This window comes from Kribbella sp. NPDC051770 (genome assembly GCF_040681455.1).
Taxonomy (GTDB): domain Bacteria; phylum Actinomycetota; class Actinomycetes; order Propionibacteriales; family Kribbellaceae; genus Kribbella.
Genome location: NZ_JBFAYT010000013.1, coordinates 157,787 through 179,696, shown reverse-complemented (window position 1 = coordinate 179,696; position 21,910 = coordinate 157,787). Strand labels below are relative to the sequence as shown.

At 70.5% G+C, this 21,910-nt stretch carries 16 protein-coding genes; 9 read left to right on the top strand and 7 right to left on the bottom strand.

Annotation, left to right across the window (positions count from 1 at the left end; translation table 11 throughout):
- Positions 1-27: 27 nt before the first annotated feature.
- Genes AB0M01_RS33440 through AB0M01_RS33415 form a run of 6 tightly spaced genes read right to left on the bottom strand, consistent with a single transcriptional unit; the run spans position 28 to position 10,281 of the window.
- Positions 28-3,360 carry an LpqB family beta-propeller domain-containing protein gene (locus AB0M01_RS33440; protein ID WP_363676478.1) on the bottom strand — a complete coding sequence of 1,111 codons (3,333 nt, stop codon included), beginning with the start codon at positions 3,358-3,360 and terminating at the stop codon, positions 28-30.
- Positions 3,357-4,397 carry an ABC transporter ATP-binding protein gene (locus tag AB0M01_RS33435; RefSeq protein ID WP_363676477.1) on the bottom strand — a complete coding sequence of 347 codons (1,041 nt, stop codon included), beginning with the start codon at positions 4,395-4,397 and terminating at the stop codon, positions 3,357-3,359. The genes AB0M01_RS33440 and AB0M01_RS33435 overlap by 4 nt, the downstream gene beginning before the upstream one ends.
- Positions 4,394-6,292 (bottom strand): dipeptide/oligopeptide/nickel ABC transporter permease/ATP-binding protein, encoded by a 1,899-nt coding sequence (locus tag AB0M01_RS33430; RefSeq protein WP_363676476.1) that lies wholly within the window; start codon positions 6,290-6,292, stop codon positions 4,394-4,396. The genes AB0M01_RS33435 and AB0M01_RS33430 overlap by 4 nt, the downstream gene beginning before the upstream one ends.
- Positions 6,292-7,311, bottom strand: a complete 1,020-nt coding sequence (locus AB0M01_RS33425; protein WP_363676475.1) for an ABC transporter permease — start codon at positions 7,309-7,311, stop codon at positions 6,292-6,294. Before AB0M01_RS33425 ends, AB0M01_RS33430 begins: the two co-directional genes overlap by 1 nt.
- Before the next feature lie 4 nt (positions 7,312-7,315).
- Positions 7,316-8,896 (bottom strand): ABC transporter substrate-binding protein, encoded by a 1,581-nt coding sequence (locus AB0M01_RS33420; protein ID WP_363676474.1) that lies wholly within the window; start codon positions 8,894-8,896, stop codon positions 7,316-7,318.
- Positions 8,897-8,910: 14 nt separating this feature from the next.
- Complete coding sequence (locus AB0M01_RS33415; RefSeq protein WP_363676473.1) at positions 8,911-10,281, bottom strand: serine hydrolase domain-containing protein; 1,371 nt, start codon at positions 10,279-10,281, stop codon at positions 8,911-8,913.
- A 140-nt stretch (positions 10,282-10,421) separates the two neighbouring features.
- On the opposite strand from AB0M01_RS33415, the gene AB0M01_RS33410 reads away from it, so the two are divergent.
- The 6 genes from AB0M01_RS33410 (at position 10,422) to AB0M01_RS33385 (ending at position 17,675) form a co-directional block, all read left to right on the top strand.
- Positions 10,422-11,624, top strand: coding sequence for a cysteine desulfurase family protein (locus AB0M01_RS33410; protein WP_363676472.1), 1,203 nt, complete (start codon positions 10,422-10,424; stop codon positions 11,622-11,624).
- On the top strand, positions 11,624-12,712 hold the full coding sequence (mnmA, locus tag AB0M01_RS33405; protein ID WP_363676471.1) for a tRNA 2-thiouridine(34) synthase MnmA: 1,089 nt from the start codon (positions 11,624-11,626) through the stop codon (positions 12,710-12,712). The genes AB0M01_RS33410 and mnmA overlap by 1 nt, the downstream gene beginning before the upstream one ends.
- The gene (locus AB0M01_RS33400; RefSeq protein ID WP_363676470.1) at positions 12,709-13,695 is read left to right on the top strand and encodes a methionine synthase vitamin-B12 independent; all 987 of its coding nucleotides are present in this window, start codon (positions 12,709-12,711) and stop codon (positions 13,693-13,695) included. Before mnmA ends, AB0M01_RS33400 begins: the two co-directional genes overlap by 4 nt.
- 45 nt (positions 13,696-13,740) lie before the next feature.
- A complete protein-coding gene (gene ligA, locus AB0M01_RS33395; protein WP_363676469.1) occupies positions 13,741-15,861 on the top strand; it encodes an NAD-dependent DNA ligase LigA in 2,121 nt (706 codons plus the stop codon).
- A gap of 150 nt (positions 15,862-16,011) precedes the next feature.
- Positions 16,012-17,442 (top strand): hypothetical protein, encoded by a 1,431-nt coding sequence (locus AB0M01_RS33390; RefSeq protein ID WP_363676468.1) that lies wholly within the window; start codon positions 16,012-16,014, stop codon positions 17,440-17,442.
- 8 nt (positions 17,443-17,450) lie between these two features.
- Positions 17,451-17,675 (top strand): hypothetical protein, encoded by a 225-nt coding sequence (locus AB0M01_RS33385; protein WP_363676467.1) that lies wholly within the window; start codon positions 17,451-17,453, stop codon positions 17,673-17,675.
- Positions 17,676-17,742: 67 nt separating this feature from the next.
- Here AB0M01_RS33385 and AB0M01_RS33380 read toward each other — a convergent pair whose 3' ends face one another.
- Entirely contained in the window at positions 17,743-18,387 is a 645-nt protein-coding gene (locus tag AB0M01_RS33380) for an amino acid-binding protein (RefSeq protein ID WP_363676466.1), read from the bottom strand.
- A 224-nt stretch (positions 18,388-18,611) separates the two neighbouring features.
- On the opposite strand from AB0M01_RS33380, the gene gatC reads away from it, so the two are divergent.
- The 3 genes from gatC to gatB are packed head-to-tail and all read left to right on the top strand — an operon-like array spanning position 18,612 to position 21,906.
- Positions 18,612-18,908, top strand: a complete 297-nt coding sequence (gene gatC / locus AB0M01_RS33375) for an Asp-tRNA(Asn)/Glu-tRNA(Gln) amidotransferase subunit GatC (RefSeq protein WP_363676465.1) — start codon at positions 18,612-18,614, stop codon at positions 18,906-18,908.
- Positions 18,908-20,413, top strand: coding sequence for an Asp-tRNA(Asn)/Glu-tRNA(Gln) amidotransferase subunit GatA (gatA, locus tag AB0M01_RS33370; RefSeq protein ID WP_363676464.1), 1,506 nt, complete (start codon positions 18,908-18,910; stop codon positions 20,411-20,413). Before gatC ends, gatA begins: the two co-directional genes overlap by 1 nt.
- Positions 20,410-21,906: an Asp-tRNA(Asn)/Glu-tRNA(Gln) amidotransferase subunit GatB gene (gatB, locus tag AB0M01_RS33365; protein ID WP_363676463.1), complete on the top strand. Its 1,497-nt coding sequence runs from the start codon at positions 20,410-20,412 to the stop codon at positions 21,904-21,906. Before gatA ends, gatB begins: the two co-directional genes overlap by 4 nt.
- The last annotated feature ends 4 nt before the right edge of the window (positions 21,907-21,910 follow it).

Genomic DNA, 21,910 nt, shown 5'->3' with positions numbered 1-21,910 from the left:
AGGGGCGCGGGGACGAAGTCGGCGTCATCAGCTGACCTTCGGGGTGGCTCGGACGCCGAAGTGCATGTACTTCTCTCCGGTCGGGAGCGCGTAGAAAGTGATCGCCGACCAGATCAGTGAGCCGGGCTGGCGGACGACGAACAGGTCACCAGACGCGTCGGCCGGGCGCATCTCGAAGACCTGGGATGGCTCGGGCATCAGTTCGGCCAGCGGGCCGGTTGCCGTGAGGCGGACCTTCAGCTGGCCGTCCTCGACGAAGACCTCCTGTAGCGTGCTCGCTCGCTCGTACCGGCCGACGTGCCGGTGCGGGTCGATCTCGGGCGTCTCGGACAAGGGGGCCAACGGCAACGGCATGGTGACTCCGGCCAGGTCGCGGAAGATCTCGCGGTAGAGGTCTTCGTACAGGTCGCGGGTGTTGCCGCCGTTCGTGAGCAGCGTGACGGCCAGGCCCTGCTCGGGCAGCACGCGGAGGAACGCGGCCTGGCCGATCGTGTTGCCGTCGTGGCCGATCAGGCGGTGGCCGTCCCAGTCGAAGCGGATCCAGCCGAGGCCCCACGAGTCGCCGAGCGTGTGCTTGTCGGGGAGCTCGGCCTGCTTGTCGGCCATCGCCGTCACGGATGCAGAGCTGAGCACTCGCGTGCCATCCGGAGCGAGACCGTCGTTCAGGTGCAGGCGAGCGAAGGCCAGCGCCTCGGCGGCAGTCGACGTGATCAGCCCGGCCGGCCCGAGAGCCCGGGGTAGTCCCCACACCGGCGCCGGGACCAGTTCGTCCTCGCCGACGTGGCCGACGGCGGCGCGGTGCAGCAGCGCCTCCTCGGGCAACGTGACCGTACGACGCAAGCCGAGCGGCGTGAAGATCCGTTCCCGCAGCGCCGCGTCCCAGGTCTTGCCGGTGAGCTTCTCGATCACGCGGCCGGCCAGCGAGAAGCCGGAGTTGCAGTACGACCAGGTCGCGCCGAGCGGGTGGTTCTGGCCGACCTCGGCCAGCCCGTCGACGTACTTCTCCAGGCAGTCGTCGCCGCGGCCGGTGTCGGTGAACACGTCGCCGTCGATACCGCTCGTGTGGGTCAGCAGCTGGCGCATCGTCACCTGCTTGGCGACGTCCGGGTCGCCGAGCTGCAGCTCGGGCAGCACTTGGATCAGCGGCGCGTCCAGGTCGAGCAGCCCCTCGTCGACGAGCTGCAGCGCGAGCGTCGCCGTCCACACCTTCGACATCGAGCCGATCTGGAAGATCGAGTCCGTCGTCACCGCGACGCCGGTCTCCTTGTGCAGTACGCCGGTCGCCGCCTCCACCAGCTCGTCGTCCTGGCCGGGCCGCAGCCGCAGGATGCCGAGCGAGGCGCCGACGACCTTGTGCTTCGCCGCGAGAGTGGTCAGCCGTCGCTGCCAGTGCGCGGCATCGATCCGCGCTCGCTGCGGGCCGCGCGCGTCGCCGGCGTACTGCTCGACCCAGTTGGCGATGCGGTGGCCGAAGTCGATCCGGTGCGACGGGCGACCCTCGACGATGAACAGGTGGCTGGCTTCCGGATACAGCACGAGCTGGGTCGGCACGCCCTGCTCGCGCAGCGCGGTGTGCCACTGCTGGGCTTGGCCGATCGGGCAGCGCACGTCGGCGTCGCCGTGCAGGATCAGCGTCGGCGTCTTGACCTGGTCGACCTTGGTCAACGGGGACATCGCGCTGAAGTCGCCGGGGCCGTTCAGCTCGTAGACGCTGAGGTAGTGCGCGGCGTCCGACGTACCGCTCATGCTGGTCAGGTCGCTGACGACACCACCCGCGACGGCTGCGGCGAACCTGCTGTCGCGGCTGGTCAGGTAACAGGTCATGAAGCCGCCGTAGCTGTACCCGGCGATCGCGAGCCGCTCGGCGTCGGCGATGCCCTCGGCAACGAGCTGGTCGATCGGCTCGAGGAAGTCGTTGGCGTCCGAGGTGCCCCAGCCGCCGAGCACCGCGTTGTAGAACTCCTCGCCGTAGCCGTCGCTGCCGCGGGGGTTGAGCAGCAGGACGGTCCAGCCGTGGGCGGCGAGCTCCTGGTGGTAGAGGTGGGCTTCGTCAGCCACACCGTTCCACGCGTTGTGCGGCCCGCCGTGGACGTCGAGCAGCAGCGGCTGAGCGCCGGTCGCCGCAGGGTCGCGGACGATCCAGCCGTGCACCACAGTGCCGTCGGAGATCGTGAACTCGCGTTCCTCGCGGACGAAGGTCTCCACGTCTTCGAGTCCGTACGACGTCCGCTGCGTCACCGATCCGTCGGCCAGGTCGACCGTCACGATCTCGCCGTACGACGTCGCGGTGGTCAGCGCGGTCGCGGCGATGCCGCCGGCGACGGAGAGCCCGGAGACGTTCTGACCGGCCTCGCCCAGCACGCGACGCGGCGTACCGCCGGCGACCGGTACGGCGTACAGGTGGGTGCAGCCGCGGTCGCGGACGCAGAACAGGACGGTCTGGCCGTCGTCGATCAGGACCGGCAGCGCTCCCGGGTACGCCGGGCTGCCGGGCATCACGTTGCGGTCGAGCGGCGCCGACAGGTTCGCGACGTCGCCGGTGTCAAGGGTGAGGCGGAGCAGGCTGGCGTGCCCGACCGGGCCGGTGGTGTTGCCGACGATCAGGAGGGACTCGCCGTCGGACGTCCAGCGGACCGGGCCGGCCAGGCCGTCGCGTAGGCCGACTTGCTGCGGCTCGGCCTTCGCGTCGGTTGCGTCGAGGACGTACACCGGTGAGGTCGGGACGAGGTCGGTGTCCGGGGCGGTGCCTGCGCTGAAGGCGAGCTTGGTCCCGTCGGGGGACCAGTCGGGGTCGCCGGCGTGCCAGTCGCCTTCGGTCGCCTGACGGACCTGCTTCGTGTCGAGGTCGAGGAGGTGGACGTGCTTGCGGTACGTACGCAGCCAGCCGGCACCGTCGGCCTGGTAGTCGAGGCGTTCGGTGACGATCGGGGCATGGCCGCGGGTCTCGCGGGCCTCGTCGTCCTCGTCGGGGAGAGCCGCGGTGTCGACGGCGGCGCTGAAGGCGATGCGCGTGCCGTCAGGGCTCCAGCGTGGGGCGCCGGCGCCGAGCGGGAGCGTGGTGAGCTGCTCGGGCTCGCCGCCGGCGGCCGGGAGCACCCAGAGCTGCGCCGGGCCGTCCTTGGCGCGGAGGAAGGCGAGCTGCGTGCCGTCCGGGGACCAGGTCGGTGAGGTGTCGCTGTCGCCGCGGGTCAGCTGCTTCGGCTCGCCGTCGGTGATCCGCCACAGGTTGCGCAGGGTGCGATCGGCCGCCTGGTCGGTTGTCCGGAGGACGTAGACGAGCTGGCTGCCGTCGGGGGAGAGCGCTGGCTGCTCGGGGACGGTCAGCTCGGGCAGGTCGTCGATGCGCAGGCGTCGGGTCACAGGGAGTCCTCCTTGGCTACGGAACCGGCGGCGACCGGCTGCAGGGCGCCGGCCACGTGGTGGCAGGCGGCGCGATGACGTCGGCGGTCGGCGTCAGTCGTGGGGTCAATCGTCAGGCAGTGCTCGCGGTCGGCGAGCACGAACGGCCCGATCGGGCATCGCGGGTGGAACCGGCAACCGGCCGGTGGGTGGTGCGGGTCAGCCGGCTCGGCGTCGGCGACGACCTGCGCGGCGCGCTCGGCAACGGCCTGAGCCGCCGGGTCGGCGAGCAACTGGTCCACCGGGTCGAGCAGCGAGGTCGAGCCCCGCCGGGGCGCGGCGGCCAGCAACTCCTTCGTGTACGGGTGTTGCGGGTCGGCGAGCACCTCCGCGGCCGGGCCGAACTCGACGATGCGGCCCAGGTACATCACCGCGATGAAGTCGCTCACGTAGCGCACGACCGCGAGGTTGTGGGAGATGAACAGCATCGACAGCCGCAGCTCGCGCTGCAGTGAGCGGACCAGGTTCAGCACGGTGCCCTGGATGGACACGTCGAGCGCCGAGGTGATCTCGTCGGCGATGATCACGTCCGGCTGACCGGCCAGCGCCCGCGCGATCGCGACTCGTTGCCGTTGGCCACCGGACAGGGCGCCCGGGTACGACTGGGCGCGCTCGGCGTCGAGCCCGACCAGCTCGAGCAGCCGGGCCACCTCGGGGCGTCGTGGTGGACCTGAACGGGGCACCGCCTCCGCGATCGAGTCGCCGATCGTCATCCGCGGATCCAGCGACGAGTACGGATCCTGGAAGACCAGCTGCAGCGGCCGTCGTTCGCGCGGCCGCCGCCGCAGCGGCGCGCCGTCGAGCAGGATCTGCCCCGACGTCAGGTCCGCGAGACCGACCGCGGCCCGGGCGAGCGTCGACTTGCCCGATCCGGACTCACCGACCAGCCCGACCACCTGGCCGGACGGAACGCACAGATCGACCGCGTCGACAGCGGTCAGTGCGCGGCGGCCGGCGCCGTACCGCACTGTCACTTGGTCGAACCTCAACTCACTCATCGTTGCCCCGTCCGAATCGACTCGATCGTCAACACTGCTTGGCCTTGCGGGTTCCAGCAGGCGACTCGGTGGTTTGTGCCTGCCAGTTCAGGGTCCTGCTCGGAACAGGCCCTCACAAGGAACTCACACCGACCTTTGTAGGCACATCCGGCCGGAAAGGCTGACGGCTCAACAGGTTTGCCGGGGATGACCGCGAGCGGTTCGTCGAGCGGCGTGTCCAGATCCGGTACGGCGGCCAGCAGCGCCCGTGTGTAGGGATGCCGAGCCCCAGTCGCCAGCTCCGCGGCGGGCAGATCCTCGACGATGCGTCCGGCGTACATCACCAGCACCCGGTCGCAGACCTGCGCGACGACGGTGATGTCGTGGCTGATCAGCAGCACCGCGACCTCGTCGGTCTCGCGGATCGTCTCCAGCAGCCGCAGCACCTGACGCTGGACCGTCACGTCGAGAGCGGTCGTCGGCTCGTCGGCGACGATCAGCGCCGGCGCGCCCATCAGACCCATCCCGATCATCGCCCGCTGCCGCATCCCGCCGGAGAACTCGTGCGGGTACTGCCTCGCCCGCCGTTCCGCCGCGGGCACTCGCACCGCACGCAACCGATCGACCGCTCGCGCCATCGCCGCGCGCCGGCTCAACCCCTGGTGCTCCCGAGCCCCTTCAGCAAGCTGTACGCCGATCCGCTTGGTCGGGTTGAACGACGTCATCGGGTCCTGGAACACCATCGCGAACGACGTCCCCAGCAGCCGTCGCCGGGTCGCTGCCGAGGCGCGGTCGGCCAGCCGGCCGAGCAGCGGCGCCCCGAGGAAGGACAGCTCCGCAGCCGAGACCTGCCCGGGGGACTCGATCAGCCCCGCCACGGCGAGCGCCGTGAGGCTCTTCCCGGAGCCGGATTCGCCCACCACACCGACGATCTCGCCCTTGCCGATCGTGAAGCTGACACCGCGCACCGGCGTGATCGGGCCCGGAAAACTGACCCGCAGATCCTTCACGACCAGCACGGCATCGTCGTCCACAGGCGCTGCAGGAACGGTTTCGGGCAGCCGGGATCGCACCCGAGGACCGAGCACCACCGGCACTCCGAGCCCCTTCGCCACCGCCTCGCCGAACAGGTTGAACGCCAGCCCCGCGATCACCACAGCGACGCCAGGCGCGAGCGCGGCAGCCGGATGCACGTAGATCCCGTTCAGCGACTCGCCCATCAGCCGCCCCCAGTCGTACGCCGGTGGCTGCACGCCGAGCCCGAGGAACGACAGCCCCGCGAAGGCGAGCAGCACGCCGCCCGCGCCGATCGTCGCGTTGACCACCAACGGCTCGGCGACGTTCGGCAGGATGTGCCGCAGCAGGATCCGGAACCGCCCAACGCCCGCGATCCGCGCCGCGGCGACGAAGTCCCGCTCGGCAACGCCCGCAACGAGGGTCTGTGTCAGCCGAGCGAAAGCAGGCGCCCCCGCCAGCCCGATCGCGAGCACCGCCCCCTTCGCCCCGACACCGAAGATCACCGCGAAGAACAGCGCGAGCAGCAGTCCCGGGAACGCGACGGCGATGTTGACGAGGGCAGTCGTCAACCGCCCGAAGCGACGCCCCAGCAGCACCGGAGCCGTGCCGAGCAGGAGCCCGGCGAACACGCCAAGAGCCGTAGCCAGCAGCGCGAGCAGGATCGACGTACGGGAGGCGACCAGGACTCGGTAGAAGATGTCGCGCCCGAGGCTGTCGGTGCCCAGCCAGTGCTGGGAGGAGGTGCCTTCCAGCAGGTGCTCGGTGTCGATCGCTGAGGCCTGGTCGGACCAGAGCACCGGCGCGAGCACTGCGAGCAGGAGGACCGCCAGCAAGAGCAGACCGGCACCGGCGCCGACCGGCGTACGGAGTACTGCGATCCAGCGGGTACGGCGGGCCATCAGCTCTCCCGGATCGTCGAGCGCGGGTCCAGCAGGGCAAGGGCTACGTCGACGGCCAGGTTCACCAGCAGTACGCCGACGCCGTAGACGAGCACCACGCCCTGCACGAGCGGGTAGTCCTTGGCGAGGATCGACGACACGATCGTGCTGCCGAGGCCCGGCCAGCCGAAGACGTTCTCGACCAGGACCGTGCCGGCGACCATGCCGCCGAGCAGGAGGCCGCCGAGGGTGATGGTGGCGGTGACGGCGTTGGGGAGGGCGTGCCGGAGGTAGATCGCGACCGGTCGGAGGCGCTTGGCGCGCGCTGTCCTCAGATAGTCGGTCTGGAGTACGGCGAGCAGCTCGACGCGGCAGATGCGAGCCAGCACCGCAGCCGGACCGATGGCGAGCGACAGGACCGGCAGCACGTACGACGTGACGCCGCCGCGCCCGGCCACCGGGAACCAGTGGAGCTGCACGGCGAACACGTAGACGAGCCCGACCGCGAGCAGGAACTCGGGGATCGCGGCGAGCACGACCGAGGTCGACGTGAACGTGAGCTCGGCCTTCGGGCGGCGGCCGGCGCGGGTGAGCACGCCCATCGCCAGGCCGAGCGGGAGCGCGATCAGGACGGCGACGAGGAACGCCGCGACGGCCAGGACAACGGTTGCGGGGAGCCGGTCGCGGATCACGTCGGAGACCGGCAGGCCGGTGGTGATCGACATACCGAGGTTGCCGGTGAAGAGGTGCTGGAGGAAGTGCAGGTACTGCGTCCACAGCGGGTCGTTGAGGCCGAGGGACTCGCGCTGGGCGTCGACCACGCTCTTGGCGGCGGCCGGCCCGAGCGCTGCTCGGACCGGGTCGCCGGGGATGAGGTGGATCATCAGGAAGGCGGCGCTGAGCAGGGCCAGCACCGAGACGACCAGGCGGAGACCGCGGCGGAGCGCGAACCGCAGCCACGGATGGAGCTCGAGGGCGGACGAGGCCGGGGAGCCCGAAGCCGAGCCACCAGGCGACGCCGGGACCACTGGGGCCGTCACCGCATCACCCCAGGACCCGGATCGAGCTCGGCACGACACTGCCCTGTGCCATCTCGAACGTCGCGTTCTTCCCGAAGACCGGCACCGTCGTGTTCACAAACGGCACCAGGTTGACCTGCTCGAACAGCGCTCGCTCACCAGCCGCCCAGTCCTCGCACCCGTCCGTTCCAGCGGTCTTGGAGGCCTTGGCGACAGCAGCGTCGTATCCGGCGTTCTTGATCGACGAGAAGTTGCTCCCGTTCGGCGGGCCCGTCCCGGACAGGAAGCTGACCAGCTGGCTCGGCAGCGACACCGTCAGCGGGATCAGCCCCGCGTGCCACGTCCCCTGCCCAGCAAGGACGACAGTGCTGATCTCAGCAGTCGACACAGCCTTGAGCGACACATCGACGCCCAGCTCGGTCCACGCCTTCTGCAGCAGCTCAGCGGCCGACTGCATCGTCGGGCCGAGCGTGGTCGGGTAGTAGAAGACCAGCGACAGCTTGCTCCCGCCCTTCTCCCGGACACCACCAGCACCCGCCTTCCAGCCCGCCGCGTCGAGTGCAGCCTTCGCTGCGTCCAGGTCGTGGCCCGGCAGGTTGCCGGTGATGGTGTCGACCTTGCACGGCCCCATGCCTGGAGCAACCAAGTCCGTCGGCGCAGCACCGGTCCCGCTGGTCACCACCTTGCCCAGCTGGGTCAGGTCGAGGCCCTGCGTCAGCGCACGCCGTACGGCGAGATCCGCGGTCGGCAGCCCGGCCTTCTGGTTGAACCAGAGCTGGCCGAGCGGCGCACCGACCTCGCGTTTGAACAGCTGCTGGGCAGCCAGCCGCTGCTTGTCCGGTCCGGCGATGGCGACGATGTTCACCTGACCGGCAGCGAGCAGGTTGGCCGCGGTGGTCTCGTTGGCGACGACCTTGATCGTCACCTTCTCCGGTACGCCGGTCTGGTCGGCCTTGAAGTCACCCGGTCCCCAGGCGTAGTCCTTGCGCCGCGTCAGCGTGTAGTGGTCACCAGGCACGGCCTCGCTGACCGTGTAGAGCCCGGTACCGTCGGAGCCCTGCTTGAGGATGCTGCGGTCCTTCATCCCCTTGGCACAGACGATGTGCAGCCCGCCGACGTTGCGGGTCAGGAACGCGTCCGGCGCCGCCGCGGTCACGGTCACCGTCCCGGCCGCGTCGTCAGCGACAGCCTTGGCGCCTGCCGGTACGAAGACGCCGATCCGGGTGGACTTGTTGGCCGGGTCACCGACGAAGTTGATGTTCTCCGCGACCGTACTGGCGGTCAGCGGGGTGCCGTCGGAGCAGGTGATCCCCTTGCGCAGCGTGTACTTCGCCGAGGTCGTCGTGCCTTCCCACTTCTCCGCCAGCCCCGCCACCGGGTTGCCGTCCGGACCGATGTTCAGCAGCGCGTCGTACAGGAACCAGTCGACCTGCATGGTGACCGACAGCGAGGTGAACTGCGGGTCGAGGTTGCCGGGGTCGCCGCTGACAGCCATCGTCAGCGGCTGACCGGCGACGGGCTGACCGGCTGTGGTGGGCGAGCCGCTGGAGCTGCAGGCCGACAGAGCCAGTACGCCGGCCACCAGGACTGTGAGTGCGGATCTCATGTCGCCTCCGAAGGTCAGGCGCGGCGCAGGGCGCGGCCGCTGTGCAGGTAGAGGGCGCGACCGGTGCCGTCGTCGCCGAGGAAGACGTGCGGGGTGTGCAGGCCGTTCTCCGCCTTGACCGCGATCAGGCTGTGCTCGTCGCGACCGACCAGCTCCACCGGCTCCGGCGCCGGACCGAGCTCGGCGAAGATCCCCTTCGGCACCTGGTCGAGCCAGAGCCGGCCCTCCTCGTCCTGGCGGACGGTGAGGTCCAGCGCGTCACAGGTGTAGGTCCCGAGGAACCGGCTGGCGTCGACGGCGACAGCGGCGGCCGGGGGAGTGGGCATCGCGGGCAGGTCGAGCCCGGCGAGCTCCTTGGCCACGTGGCTGAACACCGCGCGGTACGCCTCGATCACGTCGCCGCCGTTGGTCAGCAACGCGATGGCCAGCCCATGCTCCGGTACGACGCGCAGGAACGCGCTCTGGCCGATGGTGCCGCCGTCGTGCCCGATCACCGTCGTACCGGCCCAGTCGAACAGCTCCCAGCCGAGCCCCCAGGAGTCGCCCATCATCCCGAGCGCAGGCAGCTTCACCTGCGGCTCCTGCATGGCTGCGACGCTCGCAGCACTCAGCACGCCGTCCCTGCCGCCCTCGAGGTGCAGCTGAGCGAACGCGAGCAGGTCCCGCGGGCTCATCGCCAGCATCGCTCCAGCAGCAGCCATCGACCGCGTCAGCGCCCAGACCGGTGCAGGAACCGGCGCCTCACTCGGCGCCGGCCGCAGGTGCCCGATGGCGGCCCGGTGCAGGATCGCCTCGTACGGGTCGCTCGCCGCATGCGCCAGACCGAGTGGCGTGAACAGCTGCTCCCGCAGTACGGCGTCGTACGGCTTGCCGCTTACCACCTCAACCAGGCGGCCCAGGACCGCGAAGCCGGCGTTGTTGTACGAGAACATCTCGCCCGGCCCGAACAGCTGGCTGACCTCGGCCAGAGTGCCCAGGTACTTCTCCACCGCGTCGTCGCCCTTGCCGGTGTCGTTGAAGATGTCGCCCTCGAACCCGGCCGTGTGGCTGAGCAGCTGGCGAGTGGTGATCTTCGCCGCCGCCCCGTCGTCGCCCAGCACGAACTCGGGCAGGTAGGTGCGCACCGGCACGTCCAGGTCGACGTCGCCGGAGTCGACCAGCTGCATCACCAGCGTGGTCGTCCACACCTTGGTGATCGACCCGATCTGGAACACGGAGTCGGCGGTCGCCTCGACGGCAGTCGCCTTGCTGAGCAGCCCGGCAGCGTGGTCCACCACCTCACCGCCGTACAGGACGCCGACAGCGGCGCCGGGGACCTCGTGCTCGGCCAGCAGCGCCGGCAACTGGTCGTGCAGCCACGTCTCGATCTCAGTCAGGGTCGCCATGCGCCGACGCTAGGACGCCCGGGAGCGCGCGTATTCGTCGTGGCCGACGACTGCCCGGGCCGATTTCGTCCGCCGGGACGAAGCAGCCGGACGGTACGCTGCGCGGGAACATCGGAAGAGGACTTACTCTTGAGGGTGTTATGACCTCTTCCGGCCGTCGTACGGTCTACCTCGATCACGCTGCGACGACTCCGATGCTGCCCGCGGCGATCGAGGCGATGGCCTCGCACCTCGGGCGCACCGGCAACGCCTCGTCGCTGCACGGATCGGGGCGGGCGGCGCGGCGGACCGTCGAGGAGTCCCGGGAGACGATCGCGGAGGCGCTCGGCGCGCTGCCGAGCGAGGTGGTGTTCACCTCCGGCGGCACCGAGGCGGACAACCTCGCGCTCAAGGGCCTGTGGTGGGCGCGGCTCAAGCAGGAGCCGCGCCGGCGGCGCGTCCTGCTCAGCGGCGTCGAGCACCACGCCGTGCTGGACCCAGCGGTCTGGCTGGCGGAGCACGAGGGCGCCGAGCTGACCTGGCTGCCTGTCGACACGCTCGGCCGGGTGCGGCCCGACGACGTCCGGGCCGCGATCGAGCAGGACCCGGCGACGGTGTCCTTCGTCACGCTGATGATGGCCAACAACGAGGTCGGCACGCTGCAGCCGATCCAGGAGGTCGCGGCGATCGCCGCGGAGTACGGCATCCCGGTGCACACCGACGCCGTCCAGGCGGTCGGCGAGGTCCCGGTGGACTTCGCGGCGCTCGGCGTCGACGCGATGACCGTGTCCGCGCACAAGATCGGCGGCCCGTACGGGATCGGCGCGCTGGTGGTCCACAAGGAGACCCAGCTGGTGCCGATCGTGCACGGCGGCGGTCAGGAGCGCGACGTCAGGTCCGGCACGCTGGACACCCCGGCGACCGCCGGGTTCGCCGTCGCGGCCGCGCACGCCGTCAAGCACCAGGCCGACGAGTCGCAGCGCCTGATCGCGCTGCGCGACCGGCTCATCGCGGGCATCACCAGCACCGTCCCGGGCGCGCTGCTGTCCGGCGACCCGCTCGGCCGTTTGCCCGGTAACGCACACTTGTCGTTCAAGGACTGCGAAGGCGACTCGCTGCTGCTCCTGCTGGACGCCCGGGGGATCGAGGTCTCCACCGGGTCGGCCTGCAACGCGGGCGTCGCCGAGCCCAGCCACGTGCTGCTCGCGATGGGGTACGACGACCAGCGCGCTCGCGGCTCCTTGCGCTTCACCCTCGGGCACACGTCCAGCCAGGCCGACGTGGACGCCGTACTGGACACCATCGGGCCTGTCGTGGAGCGGGCGATGTCCGCCGGTCTGCAGAACGTGGGAAGGAACAGCTGATGCGGGTACTCGCAGCCATGTCCGGCGGGGTCGACTCCGCCGTCGCGGCGGCGCGGATGGCCGAGGCCGGGCACGAGGTGGTCGGTGTGCACCTGGCGCTCAGCCGCAACCCGCAGTCGTACCGGACCGGCGCCCGCGGCTGCTGCACGGTCGAGGACTCCCGCGACGCCCGCCGGGCCGCCGACGTGATCGGCATCCCGTTCTACGTCTGGGACCTGGCCGAGCGCTTCCACGCCGACGTGGTCGAGGACTTCGTCGCCGAGTACGCCGCCGGCCGCACGCCGAACCCCTGCCTGCGCTGCAACGAGAAGGTCAAGTTCAGCGCGGTCCTGGAGCGGGCGCTGGCGCTCGACTTCGACGCGGTCGCGACCGGCCACTACGCGCAGATCGTCGAGACCGCTTCCGGCCGCGAGCTGCACCGCGCGGTCGACCACGCCAAGGACCAGTCGTACGTGCTCGGCGTGCTCACCCAGGAGCAGCTGCAGCACGCGTTCTTCCCGCTCGGTGACACGGTCAAGACCGAGATCCGGGCCGAGGCCGAGCGGCGCGGGCTGTCGGTGGCGGCCAAGCCGGACAGCCACGACATCTGCTTCATTGCCGACGGCAACACGCCGGGGTTCCTGGCCGACAAGCTCGGCGCGGCTCCCGGCGACATCGTCGACAGCAGCGGGACCAAGCTCGGCGAGCACAGCGGCACCCACGGCTTCACCGTCGGGCAGCGCAAGGGCCTGCGGATCGGTACGCCGGCTGCCGACGGCAAGCCGCGCTTCGTGCTCGACATCAGCCCGGTCGACCGCACGGTCACGGTCGGCTCCCGCGAGGAGCTCGCCGTGGAGAGCCTGGTCGCCTCCAAGCCGCGCTGGTGCGGCCCGGCGCCTGACGACGTGCTGAGCGTCAAGGCGCAGCTGCGAGCGCACGGCGACGAGGTGGCAGTCACCGCTCGGCTCGACGGCGACCAGGTGCACGTGACCTTCGACGAGCCGACCGCTGCCGTCGCACCGGGCCAGGCCGTCGTCCTGTACGACGGCACGCGCGTCATCGGCTCCGCCACGATCGACTCGGTCCAGCGCGCCACCGTCAACGTATGACGACCACAGGTCTCGGCTCGCTGCCCGGGGACGACATCCGCGAGTGGACCAAGGTGGTGCTCGGCGCGGTCGACATCCCCTTCCTGCCGGAGCTGCCGGCGCGCCCGTACGGCGACATGCTCAGCCGGGCGGTCGCCGTACTGGCTGAGCTGTCGGCGGACCTCCAGCCGGCCGGCTGGAGGCTGACGGGTGGGTCGGACGCCCGGTCGAGCCTGGACCAGCGCCGGGCGCGGTCCGTGCTGGAGGAGGACCTGGACGTCCTGGAGGAGTACGCCGCCGGCTACACCGGGCCGCTGAAGCTCCAGTTCACCGGGCCGTGGACGCTGGCGGCCACTGTCGAGCTGCCGCGCGGCGACAAGGTGCTGGCCGACCACGGCGCTCGCCGGGACCTAGCTGACGCGCTGGCGCATGGGGTGAACGCCCAGGTGGCCGAGGTACGCCGCCGGGTGCCCGGTGTGGACCTGCTGGTGCAGCTGGACGAGCCGGCGCTCCCCGCCGTGCTGGCTGGAGCTGTGCCGACGGCCAGCGGTTGGAGCAAGCACCGCTCGGTCGACGGGCCGGGAGCTGTGGAGCTGCTGGCGCGTGTCGTCGAGGCTGCAGACCCAGCGACGACTCTGGTGCATTGCTGCGCGGCCCGGCCGCCTATCGAGGTGTTCACCAAGGCAGGAGCCGAGGGGGTAGCGGTGGACGTGTCGCTGCTCACAGAACCCGCCTGGGAGCAGATCGCCATCGCAGTGGAAGCCAAGACCACCCTGTACGCCGGACTGGTCGCCACCACCGGCCCGCTGCTCGACCCGGAGCAGACCGCCGCACCGCTGGTCAGGACGTGGCGCAACCTCGGGCTGGACCCGGAGCTGATGAAGCAGGTCGTCGTCACCCCAGCGTGCGGGCTCGCTGCCTCTGCGTCGCCGGCCGACGCCCGCGCCCGCCTGGACCTGCTGCGCGGCGTGGTCGACGCCATCGGCGAAGCCGCCGAGGCTTAGCGGCAAGAGCCCGAAAACGTCGGTGCCGGGCGGTAAGTTCTGCACATGAGCACGGAGATCCCGGAGACCGACGCCGCCGACCAGCCCCCCGCGCCGCCCGAGGTGCGCGAGCGGCACGCCGCGCTGAGCCGGGAGATCGAGGAGCACCGCTTCCGGTACTACATGTCCACCTCGACCATCTCCGACGCCGACTTCGACGCGCTGATGCACGAGCTGCAGGGCATCGAGGAGGAGTTCCCGGAGCTGCGCACGCCGGACTCGCCGACGCAGAAGGTCGGCGTACCGATCTCGACCCTGTTCGCGCCGGTGACCCACCCGATGCGGATGGAGAGCCTGGGCAACGCGTTCTCGGCCGAGCAGATGGAGGCCTGGGCCAAGCGGCTCGAGCGTGAGGTCACCGTCCAGCAGATCCACGACAGCGGCTTCATGTGCGAGCTGAAGGTCGACGGGCTGGCCCTCGACCTGGTCTACAGGAACGGCCGCCTGGACAGCGGCGCCACCCGCGGCGACGGCACCACCGGCGAGGACGTCACGCTGAACGTGCGCACGATCGACAGCATCCCGGAGGTGCTCGACACCGACGACCCGCCGGAGTTCCTGGAGGTCCGCGGTGAGGTCTACTTCCGGGTCGAGGACTTCGAGCAGCTGAACGCGAAGCTCGTCGAGGCCGGCAAGGACCCGTTCTCGAACCCGCGCAACAGCGCGGCCGGCTCGCTGCGGCAGAAGGACCCGCGGGTCTCCGGCCAGCGCCCGCTGCGCTTCGTCGTGCACGGTCTGGGTCGCGTCGACGGTCATCACATCGCCCGCCTGTCGGAGGCGTACGAGCAGCTCAAGGCGTGGGGGCTCCCGGTCAGCGACCGCGCCCGGCGCGTCGAGACGCTGGCCGAGGTCAACGAGTTCATCGCGTACTACGGGGAGAACCGGCATTCGGTCGACCACGAGATCGACGGCGTCGTGGTGAAGGTGGACGAGGTCGACCTGCAGCGCGCGCTGGGCTCCACGTCGAGCGCGCCGCGCTGGGCGATCGCGTACAAGTACCCGCCCGAAGAGGTCACCACCAAGCTGCTCTCGATCGAGGTGAACGTCGGGCGGACCGGCCGCGTCACGCCGTACGGGGTGATGGAGCCGGTGCGGGTGGCCGGCTCGACGGTCGAGTTCGCGACCCTGCACAACGCGCAGGAGGTCGAGCGCAAGGGCGTCTGGATCGGCGACACCGTCGTGCTGCGCAAGGCCGGTGACGTGATCCCGGAGATCCTCGGACCGGTGATCGACCTTCGGCCCAAGGAGGCGTACCCGTTCCGGATGCCGACCGAGTGCCCGTCCTGCGGGACGACGCTGCGGCCGATGAAGGAGGGCGACATCGACATCCGGTGCCCGAACGCCCAGTCCTGCCCGGCGCAGCTGCGGGAGCGGTTGTTCCACCTGGCCGGGCGGTCGGCGTTCGACATCGAGGTGCTCGGGTTCAAGGCCGCCGACGCGCTGATCGGCAGCGGGCTGATCACCGACGAGGGTGACCTGTTCACGCTCACCGAGGAGGCGCTGGCGCGCAGCCCGTTCTTCACCACCAAGGCCGGCGCGCTGTCGGCGAACGCGCAGAAGCTGCTTGCGAACCTCGAGGCGGCCAAGACGCAGCAGCTGTCCCGCGGCCTGGTCGCGTTGTCGATCCGGCACGTCGGCCCGACCGCGGCCGCCGCGCTCGCGGCGGCGTACGACGACATCGACGCGGTCGAGGCGGCCAGCGAGGAGGAGCTGTCCGAGATCGAGGGCGTCGGGCCGACCATCGCGCACGCGGTGATCGAGTGGTTCCAGGTCGACTGGCACCAGGAGATCGTGCGGAAGTGGAAGGCCGCCGGGGTCGAGATGCGCCAGGAGCGGACCGGGCCGGCCGTCGAGCAGACGCTGACCGGGCTGTCGGTCGTGGTGACCGGTACGGTCGAGGGATTCAGCCGGGACGAGGCGACCGAGGCGATCGTGTCCCGTGGTGGCAAGGTCGCCGGGTCGGTGTCGAAGAAGACCTCGTTCGTGGTGGTCGGCGACTCGCCGGGCTCGAAGTACGACAAGGCGGTTCAGCTCGGGGTACCGGTGCTGGACGCGGCCGGGTTCCAGGTGCTGATCGAGTCGGGCGCCGAGGCGGCGGCCGAGGTGGCGACCACCCCGGAGCCGTAGCTCGTCCGGCTCGGCGGGCAGATCTGGCCTAGCTCGGTACGGCGATTCCGCTTGGTACGAAGCATTTTCCGATCGATGGATCCGTGGCGGGACCTGGCCCGTCGGACTGTTAACTTTGCACGTCGACACGTGGGTCACTAAGGAGCGAATATGACTACGCCGCCACAAGGACCGTGGGGTCCTGGGCAGCCGGGGGGCCAGCCGGGCGGGCAGCAAGGGGGAAACCAGGGGCAAGGTGGCTGGGGACAACAGCAGCCGCCCCAGGGCGGTGGTGGCTGGGGACAGCGTCCGCCGCAGCAGGGGCAGCAGCCTCAGCCTCCGCAGGGTCAGCCGCCCCAGCAGGGTCAGCCTCCGCAGCAGGGCGGTTGGGGTCAGCAGCCCGGCCAGCAGCCTCAGCAGCAGCCGGGTCAGGCTCCGCAGCAGGGTTGGGGCCAGCAGCAGAGCGGTGGCGGCTACCAGCAGCAGCCTTGGAGCCAGCAGAAGCCGCAGCAGCAGGGCTGGCACCAGCAGCAGGGCGGCCAGCAGCCGTGGCAGCCGAACGGCCCGGGTGGTTCCGGTGGCGGCAAGGACAAGATGCCGCTGTACATCGGCGGCGGCATCGTCGGCATCCTGGTGATCGGCCTGCTCGTTTTCGTCGGCATCAAGGCGCTCGGTGGCGACGACGACCCGGTGACGCAGCCGACCACGACCACCTCGCAGCCGACCGACGGCCCGAACCCGACCGGCGACCCGACCGACGCGCCGCCGGCCGGTCAGCTCGGTGAGGCGACCGGTCAGGCCAAGGCCGCGACCGACAAGCTGCAGAACGACGGGTACCAGTGCAGCGACCTGTTCAACGGGGCGCAGGGTGCGCACCGGGGCTGCTTCAAGATCGACGGTGCGACCGAGGCCGAGACGGTCTTCCAGTTCCAGTCCGACGGCACGATCATCGCGGTGCTGATCAAGTCGTCGAACGACGACAACGTCAACAACGCGGGCGTCACCTTCGACGCCGCGCTGCAGGCGCTCGGCAACGACACCTTCGGCGGTTCCGAGGTGGCCAAGGTCCAGCAGGCCGTGAAGAACGGACAGAAGACGCAGAAGGTCGGCAGCACCTGGGGCGAGTTCTCGCTGCGCAACAACGGCGACACCATCCAGGTCGGCGGCAAGAAGTCCGGCGCGGACGAGCTCGACCTGCCGCGCAAGGAGTTCCAGACCACCCAGGCGTCGATGGTCGCCGAGCTGAAGGCCAAGAAGTACGACTGCAAGACCGGTCTGACCTGCCGCAAGACGCTCGGCAAGTACGGGTCGCTGTCGGTGCTCGGCTTCGGTTCGCAGGGCGGCGGGCTGCGCTCGTTCCAGATGCGCGCCTCGGGTGACATCGAGGACGTGAAGGCCGGCGGTACGGCGGTGTTCGCCGACGGGCTCGCCGTGCTGAAGGGCCCGGACGTCGCGGCGCTGAAGGCGTTCGTCGACGCCCGCAACGACGGCAAGTCGTACACTGCGTACGTGTCCGGCTGGCGGGTGGAGATCCTCTCCGACGCCGACGACTCCTACGGGTCGCGGTCGGTCGAGTTCTCGTACGAGTCGTTCTACGTCTGAGGAACCAGGTGAAGTTCGAGCCGGAGAAGCGTGAGTCGCGGGCGGTGGCCAAGCCACCGCCCGAGGCGCTGCAGCGCATCGACGGCGGCGGCGCCTGGGGGCCGACCCAGTTCGAGCTCCCGCCGGCCGACGGCAAGAACCTCACCGCGATCCTGATCACCGCGCTGGCCTGCGGACTCGTCGTCCTGGCCATCGTCGGGCTCGGGGCACTGGCGTACTTCGAACTGCGCTGATCCCGTACTGACAAAGCCTCCTCACACCTGCTGGTGTGGGGAGGCTTTGTGCTGTCTGTCGGTCAGGTCAGGCCGTGGCGTGAATGGTGACGGCGAGGTTGGCCAGGTAGCTCAGCCGGGCGACCTCGGAGCCGAGGAACTCCGGACCACCGCGGCGGCCGATCACCAGCACCCGGCGGTCGGACTCCAGCGGCGCGGCGACCAGCACCGACTCGACCAGGCCCTTGTGGTCCGGCGCGGCCAGCGTCGTCGCCTTCTCCAGCGGCAGCCACTGCCCGACCAGGTCACCGAACTCCGGCGTCGCGCTGGTCTCGAGCGCGACCTTGACCTCGCCGCCGGTACCGTCCAGCAGCGCGGCCCAGTCGGCGTGCAGCACCGAGGGCGCCTGCTCGACCAGGATGTCGATCGCCTCGGTCGGGGCCGAGGTCATCTGCTCGACGGCCTCCAGGTCCATGTGCAGACCGCCGCCGGCGCCGTACCGGGAGAACCAGATCACCTCGACGCCCTCGACGCTGTTGCAGGCCGAGACCAGACGGTCGGGCAGGACGCCGGGCGGCAGGTCGACCACGATGTCGTCGACGGCGGTGCCGTTCTCACGGCGGTGCTCGACGATCTCGATCGCGTGGATGTCGGCGTCGACCTCACCGAGAGCGGTCGCGACGGTACCGAGCGAACCGGGACGGTCCGGGATGATCAGTCGTAACAGGAACACCGAACGATCATCTCCCAGCCCAAGAACACGCAAGTCACGCCCTGTCGCGGCCAATGTTACAGAGCGGCACAAAGGGACACGCCCGAGGTGCTGATCCGATCGTCGGCACCGGGTTGTCCACAGCATCCGGCAGCAGGCAACACGGCCGTCACAACGGACCTCTAGGATGGCTCAACGAGTCTCTTTTCGGCTCGATCAGCGACCGAACACATTGGATGCCCTTCATGCCATCGATCACCCGCGAAGAAGTCGCGCACCTCGCGCGACTGGCGCGGATCGAGCTCTCCGACGACGAGCTCGACCACCTCGCACCTCAGCTCGACCAGATCATCGCTCTGGTCGGGCAGGTCAGCGAGGTGGCCGCGGACGACATCCCGCCGACCTCGCACGCCCTGCCGCTCACCAACGTGATGCGCGCGGACGTGAACGTGCCGTGCCTGACGCCGGAGCAGGCCCTGTCCGGCGCGCCGGCCGCGGAGGAGCAGCGTTTCCGGGTGCCGCGGATCCTGGAGGAGGACTGATGGGTGACCTGACCCGCAAGACAGCCGCCGAGCTGTCGGAGCTGATGACGTCCGGCGAGGCCAGCGCGGTGGAGATCACCCAGGCGCACCTGGACCGGATCGCCGCCGTCGACGGTGCCGTGCACGCGTTCCTGCACGTCGACACCGAGGGCGCGCTGGCCCAGGCCGCGGCCGTCGACGGCAAGCGTGCCGCCGGCGAGAAGCTCGGCCCGCTGGCCGGCGTACCGCTGGCGCTGAAGGACGTGCTGACCCAGGACGGCGTCCCGACGACCGCCGGGTCGAAGATGCTCGAGGGCTGGAAGCCGCCGTACGACGCGACCGTCGTGCAGCGGCTGAAGGCGGCCGGTGTGGTCATCCTCGGCAAGACCAACATGGACGAGTTCGCGATGGGGTCCTCGACCGAGAACTCGGCGTACGGGACCACCCACAACCCGTGGGACCTGAACCGGATCCCCGGCGGCTCCGGCGGCGGTTCGTCGGCGGCCATCTCGGCGTACGAGGCACCGCTCGCGATCGGCACCGACACCGGTGGCTCGATCCGCCAGCCGGGTGCGTTCACCGGCACGGTCGGCGTCAAGCCGACGTACGGCGGCACCTCGCGGTACGGGCTGATCGCGCTCGCCTCCAGCCTGGACACGCCCGGCCCGTGCGCGCGGACGACGCTCGACGCGGCGCTGCTGCACGAGGTGATCGCCGGGTACGACCCGATGGACTCCACCTCGATCAACCAGCCGGTGCCGGCGGTCGTCGACGCGGCGCGTCGCGCCGACGTGGCCGGCCTACGGATCGGTGTCGTCAAGGAGCTCGGCGGCGAGGGGTACCAGCCGGGTGTCGAGGCCCGCTTCCACGAGGCGGTCGAGCTGCTGACCAAGCTCGGCGCCGAGGTGGTCGAGGTGTCCTGCCCGCACTTCCAGTACGCGCTCCCGGCGTACTACCTGATCCTGCCGAGCGAGGCCTCGTCCAACCTGGCCAAGTTCGACGCGATGCGGTACGGCCTGCGGGTCGGCGACGACGGCGAGAACAGCGCCGAGCGGGTGATGAACCTGACCCGTGAGGCCGGCTTCGGTGCCGAGGTCAAGCGCCGGATCATGCTCGGTACGCACGCGCTGTCCAGCGGTTACTACGACGCGTACTACGGCCAGGCGCAGAAGGTGCGGACGCTGATCGCGCGCGACTTCGAGAAGGCCTACGAGCAGGTCGACGTGCTGGTCTCGCCCGCGACGCCGACCACGGCGTTCGCGATCGGCGACCGGGTCAACGACCCGATCGCGATGTACAAGAACGACCTGTGCACGATCCCGTCGAACCTGGCCGGCAACGCGGCCGCGTCGTTCCCGTGCGGCCTGGCCGACGAGGACGGGATGCCGGTCGGCTTCCACGTGATGGCCCCGGTGATGCGCGACGAGCTGCTCTACCAGGTGGGTGGCGCGCTCGAGGCCGCCCTGGCCGACCAGTGGGGTGGCGTCCTGATGTCCAAGGCTCCGGAGCTGGAGGTGGCCCGATGACCGCGGCGGTTTTCGCGATCGAGGATGCGCTCGCGCAGTACGACCCGGTGCTCGGCCTTGAGGTGCACGTCGAGCTGAACACCAAGTCGAAGATGTTCTGCGGCTGCCCGACCGTGTTCGGCGCGCCGCCGAACACGCAGACCTGCCCGGTCTGCCTCGGCCTGCCCGGCGCGCTGCCGGTGGTCAACGCCAAGGCGGTCGAGGCGGCGATCAAGATCGGCCTGGCGCTGAACTGCGAGATCGCCGAGTGGTGCCGGTTCGCCCGGAAGAACTACTTCTACCCGGACATGCCGAAGAACTTCCAGACCTCGCAGTACGACGAGCCGATCGCGTTCAACGGCTGGACCGAGGTCGTCGTCGACGGCGAGACGTACCGGATCGAGATCGAGCGCGCGCACATGGAGGAGGACACCGGCAAGTCCACCCACGTGGGCGGCGCGACCGGCCGGATCCACGGCGCCTCGCACTCGCTGGTCGACTACAACCGGGCCGGCATCCCGCTGATCGAGATCGTCACCAAGACGATCGAGGTCCCGCCGGCCAAGGCCGCGGCGGTGGCGCGCGCGTACGTGAGCATGCTGCGCGACCTGCTGCTCGCGCTCGACGTGTCCGACGTCCGGATGGACCAGGGCTCGCTGCGCTGCGACGCGAACGTGTCGCTGAAGCCTTCGGGGTCTTCGGTGCTGGGGACCCGCACGGAGACCAAGAACGTGAACTCGTTCCGTTCGGTCGAGCGTGCGGTGACCTACGAGATCACCCGGCAGGCCGCCGTACTGGCGTCGGGCGAGAAGGTGCTGCAGGAGACCCGGCACTGGCACGAGGACACCGGCGTCACCACGTCGGGCCGGGAGAAGTCGGACGCCGACGACTACCGGTACTTCCCCGAGCCCGACCTCGTTCCGGTCGCGCCGTCGCGGGAGTGGGTCGAGGAGCTGCGGGCGACGCTGCCCGAGGCGCCGGCCACGCGGCGCGCGCGGTTGCAGGAGGAGTGGGGCTTCACCGACCTGGAGATGCGCGACGTCGTCAACGGCGGGGCGCTCGAGCTCGTGGTCGGGACGGTCGAGCTCGGGGTTTCGGCGGCTGCGGCGAAGAAGTGGTGGCTGGGTGAGCTGGCGCGCGCGGCCAACGAGTCCGGCAAGGACCTGCTCGACCTCGGCGTCACGCCGGTCGACGTGTCCAACGTCCAGGCCCGGGTCGACAAGGGCGAGCTGAACGACAAGCTCGCGCGTCAGGTGATCGACGGGCTGGTCAAGGGCGAGGGGACGATCGACGAGATCGTCGCCGCGCGTGGGCTGGCGCTGGTGTCGGACGACTCGGCGCTGATCGAGGCCATCGACCGCGCGATCGCGGCGAACCCTGACGTGGTCGAGAAGGTCAACTCCGGTAAGCCGGCTGCGGCGGGTGCGCTGATCGGCGCGGTGATGAAGGATCTGCGCGGCAAGGGTGACGCAGCGAAGGTCCGCGAGCTGCTGAACGCCAAGCTCGGGATCTGACCCG

Coding starts and splice junctions, on each gene's coding strand:
- AB0M01_RS33435 (WP_363676477.1), bottom strand. CDS start 4,397: ATGAGTGAGTTGAGGTTCGACCAAGTGACAGTGCGGTACGGCGCCGGC.
- AB0M01_RS33430 (WP_363676476.1), bottom strand. CDS start 6,292: ATGGCCCGCCGTACCCGCTGGATCGCAGTACTCCGTACGCCGGTCGGC.
- AB0M01_RS33420 (WP_363676474.1), bottom strand. CDS start 8,896: ATGAGATCCGCACTCACAGTCCTGGTGGCCGGCGTACTGGCTCTGTCG.
- AB0M01_RS33415 (WP_363676473.1), bottom strand. CDS start 10,281: ATGGCGACCCTGACTGAGATCGAGACGTGGCTGCACGACCAGTTGCCG.
- AB0M01_RS33410 (WP_363676472.1), top strand. CDS start 10,422: ATGACCTCTTCCGGCCGTCGTACGGTCTACCTCGATCACGCTGCGACG.
- mnmA (WP_363676471.1), top strand. CDS start 11,624: ATGCGGGTACTCGCAGCCATGTCCGGCGGGGTCGACTCCGCCGTCGCG.
- AB0M01_RS33400 (WP_363676470.1), top strand. CDS start 12,709: ATGACGACCACAGGTCTCGGCTCGCTGCCCGGGGACGACATCCGCGAG.
- ligA (WP_363676469.1), top strand. CDS start 13,741: ATGAGCACGGAGATCCCGGAGACCGACGCCGCCGACCAGCCCCCCGCG.
- AB0M01_RS33390 (WP_363676468.1), top strand. CDS start 16,012: ATGACTACGCCGCCACAAGGACCGTGGGGTCCTGGGCAGCCGGGGGGC.
- gatC (WP_363676465.1), top strand. CDS start 18,612: ATGCCATCGATCACCCGCGAAGAAGTCGCGCACCTCGCGCGACTGGCG.
- gatA (WP_363676464.1), top strand. CDS start 18,908: ATGGGTGACCTGACCCGCAAGACAGCCGCCGAGCTGTCGGAGCTGATG.
- gatB (WP_363676463.1), top strand. CDS start 20,410: ATGACCGCGGCGGTTTTCGCGATCGAGGATGCGCTCGCGCAGTACGAC.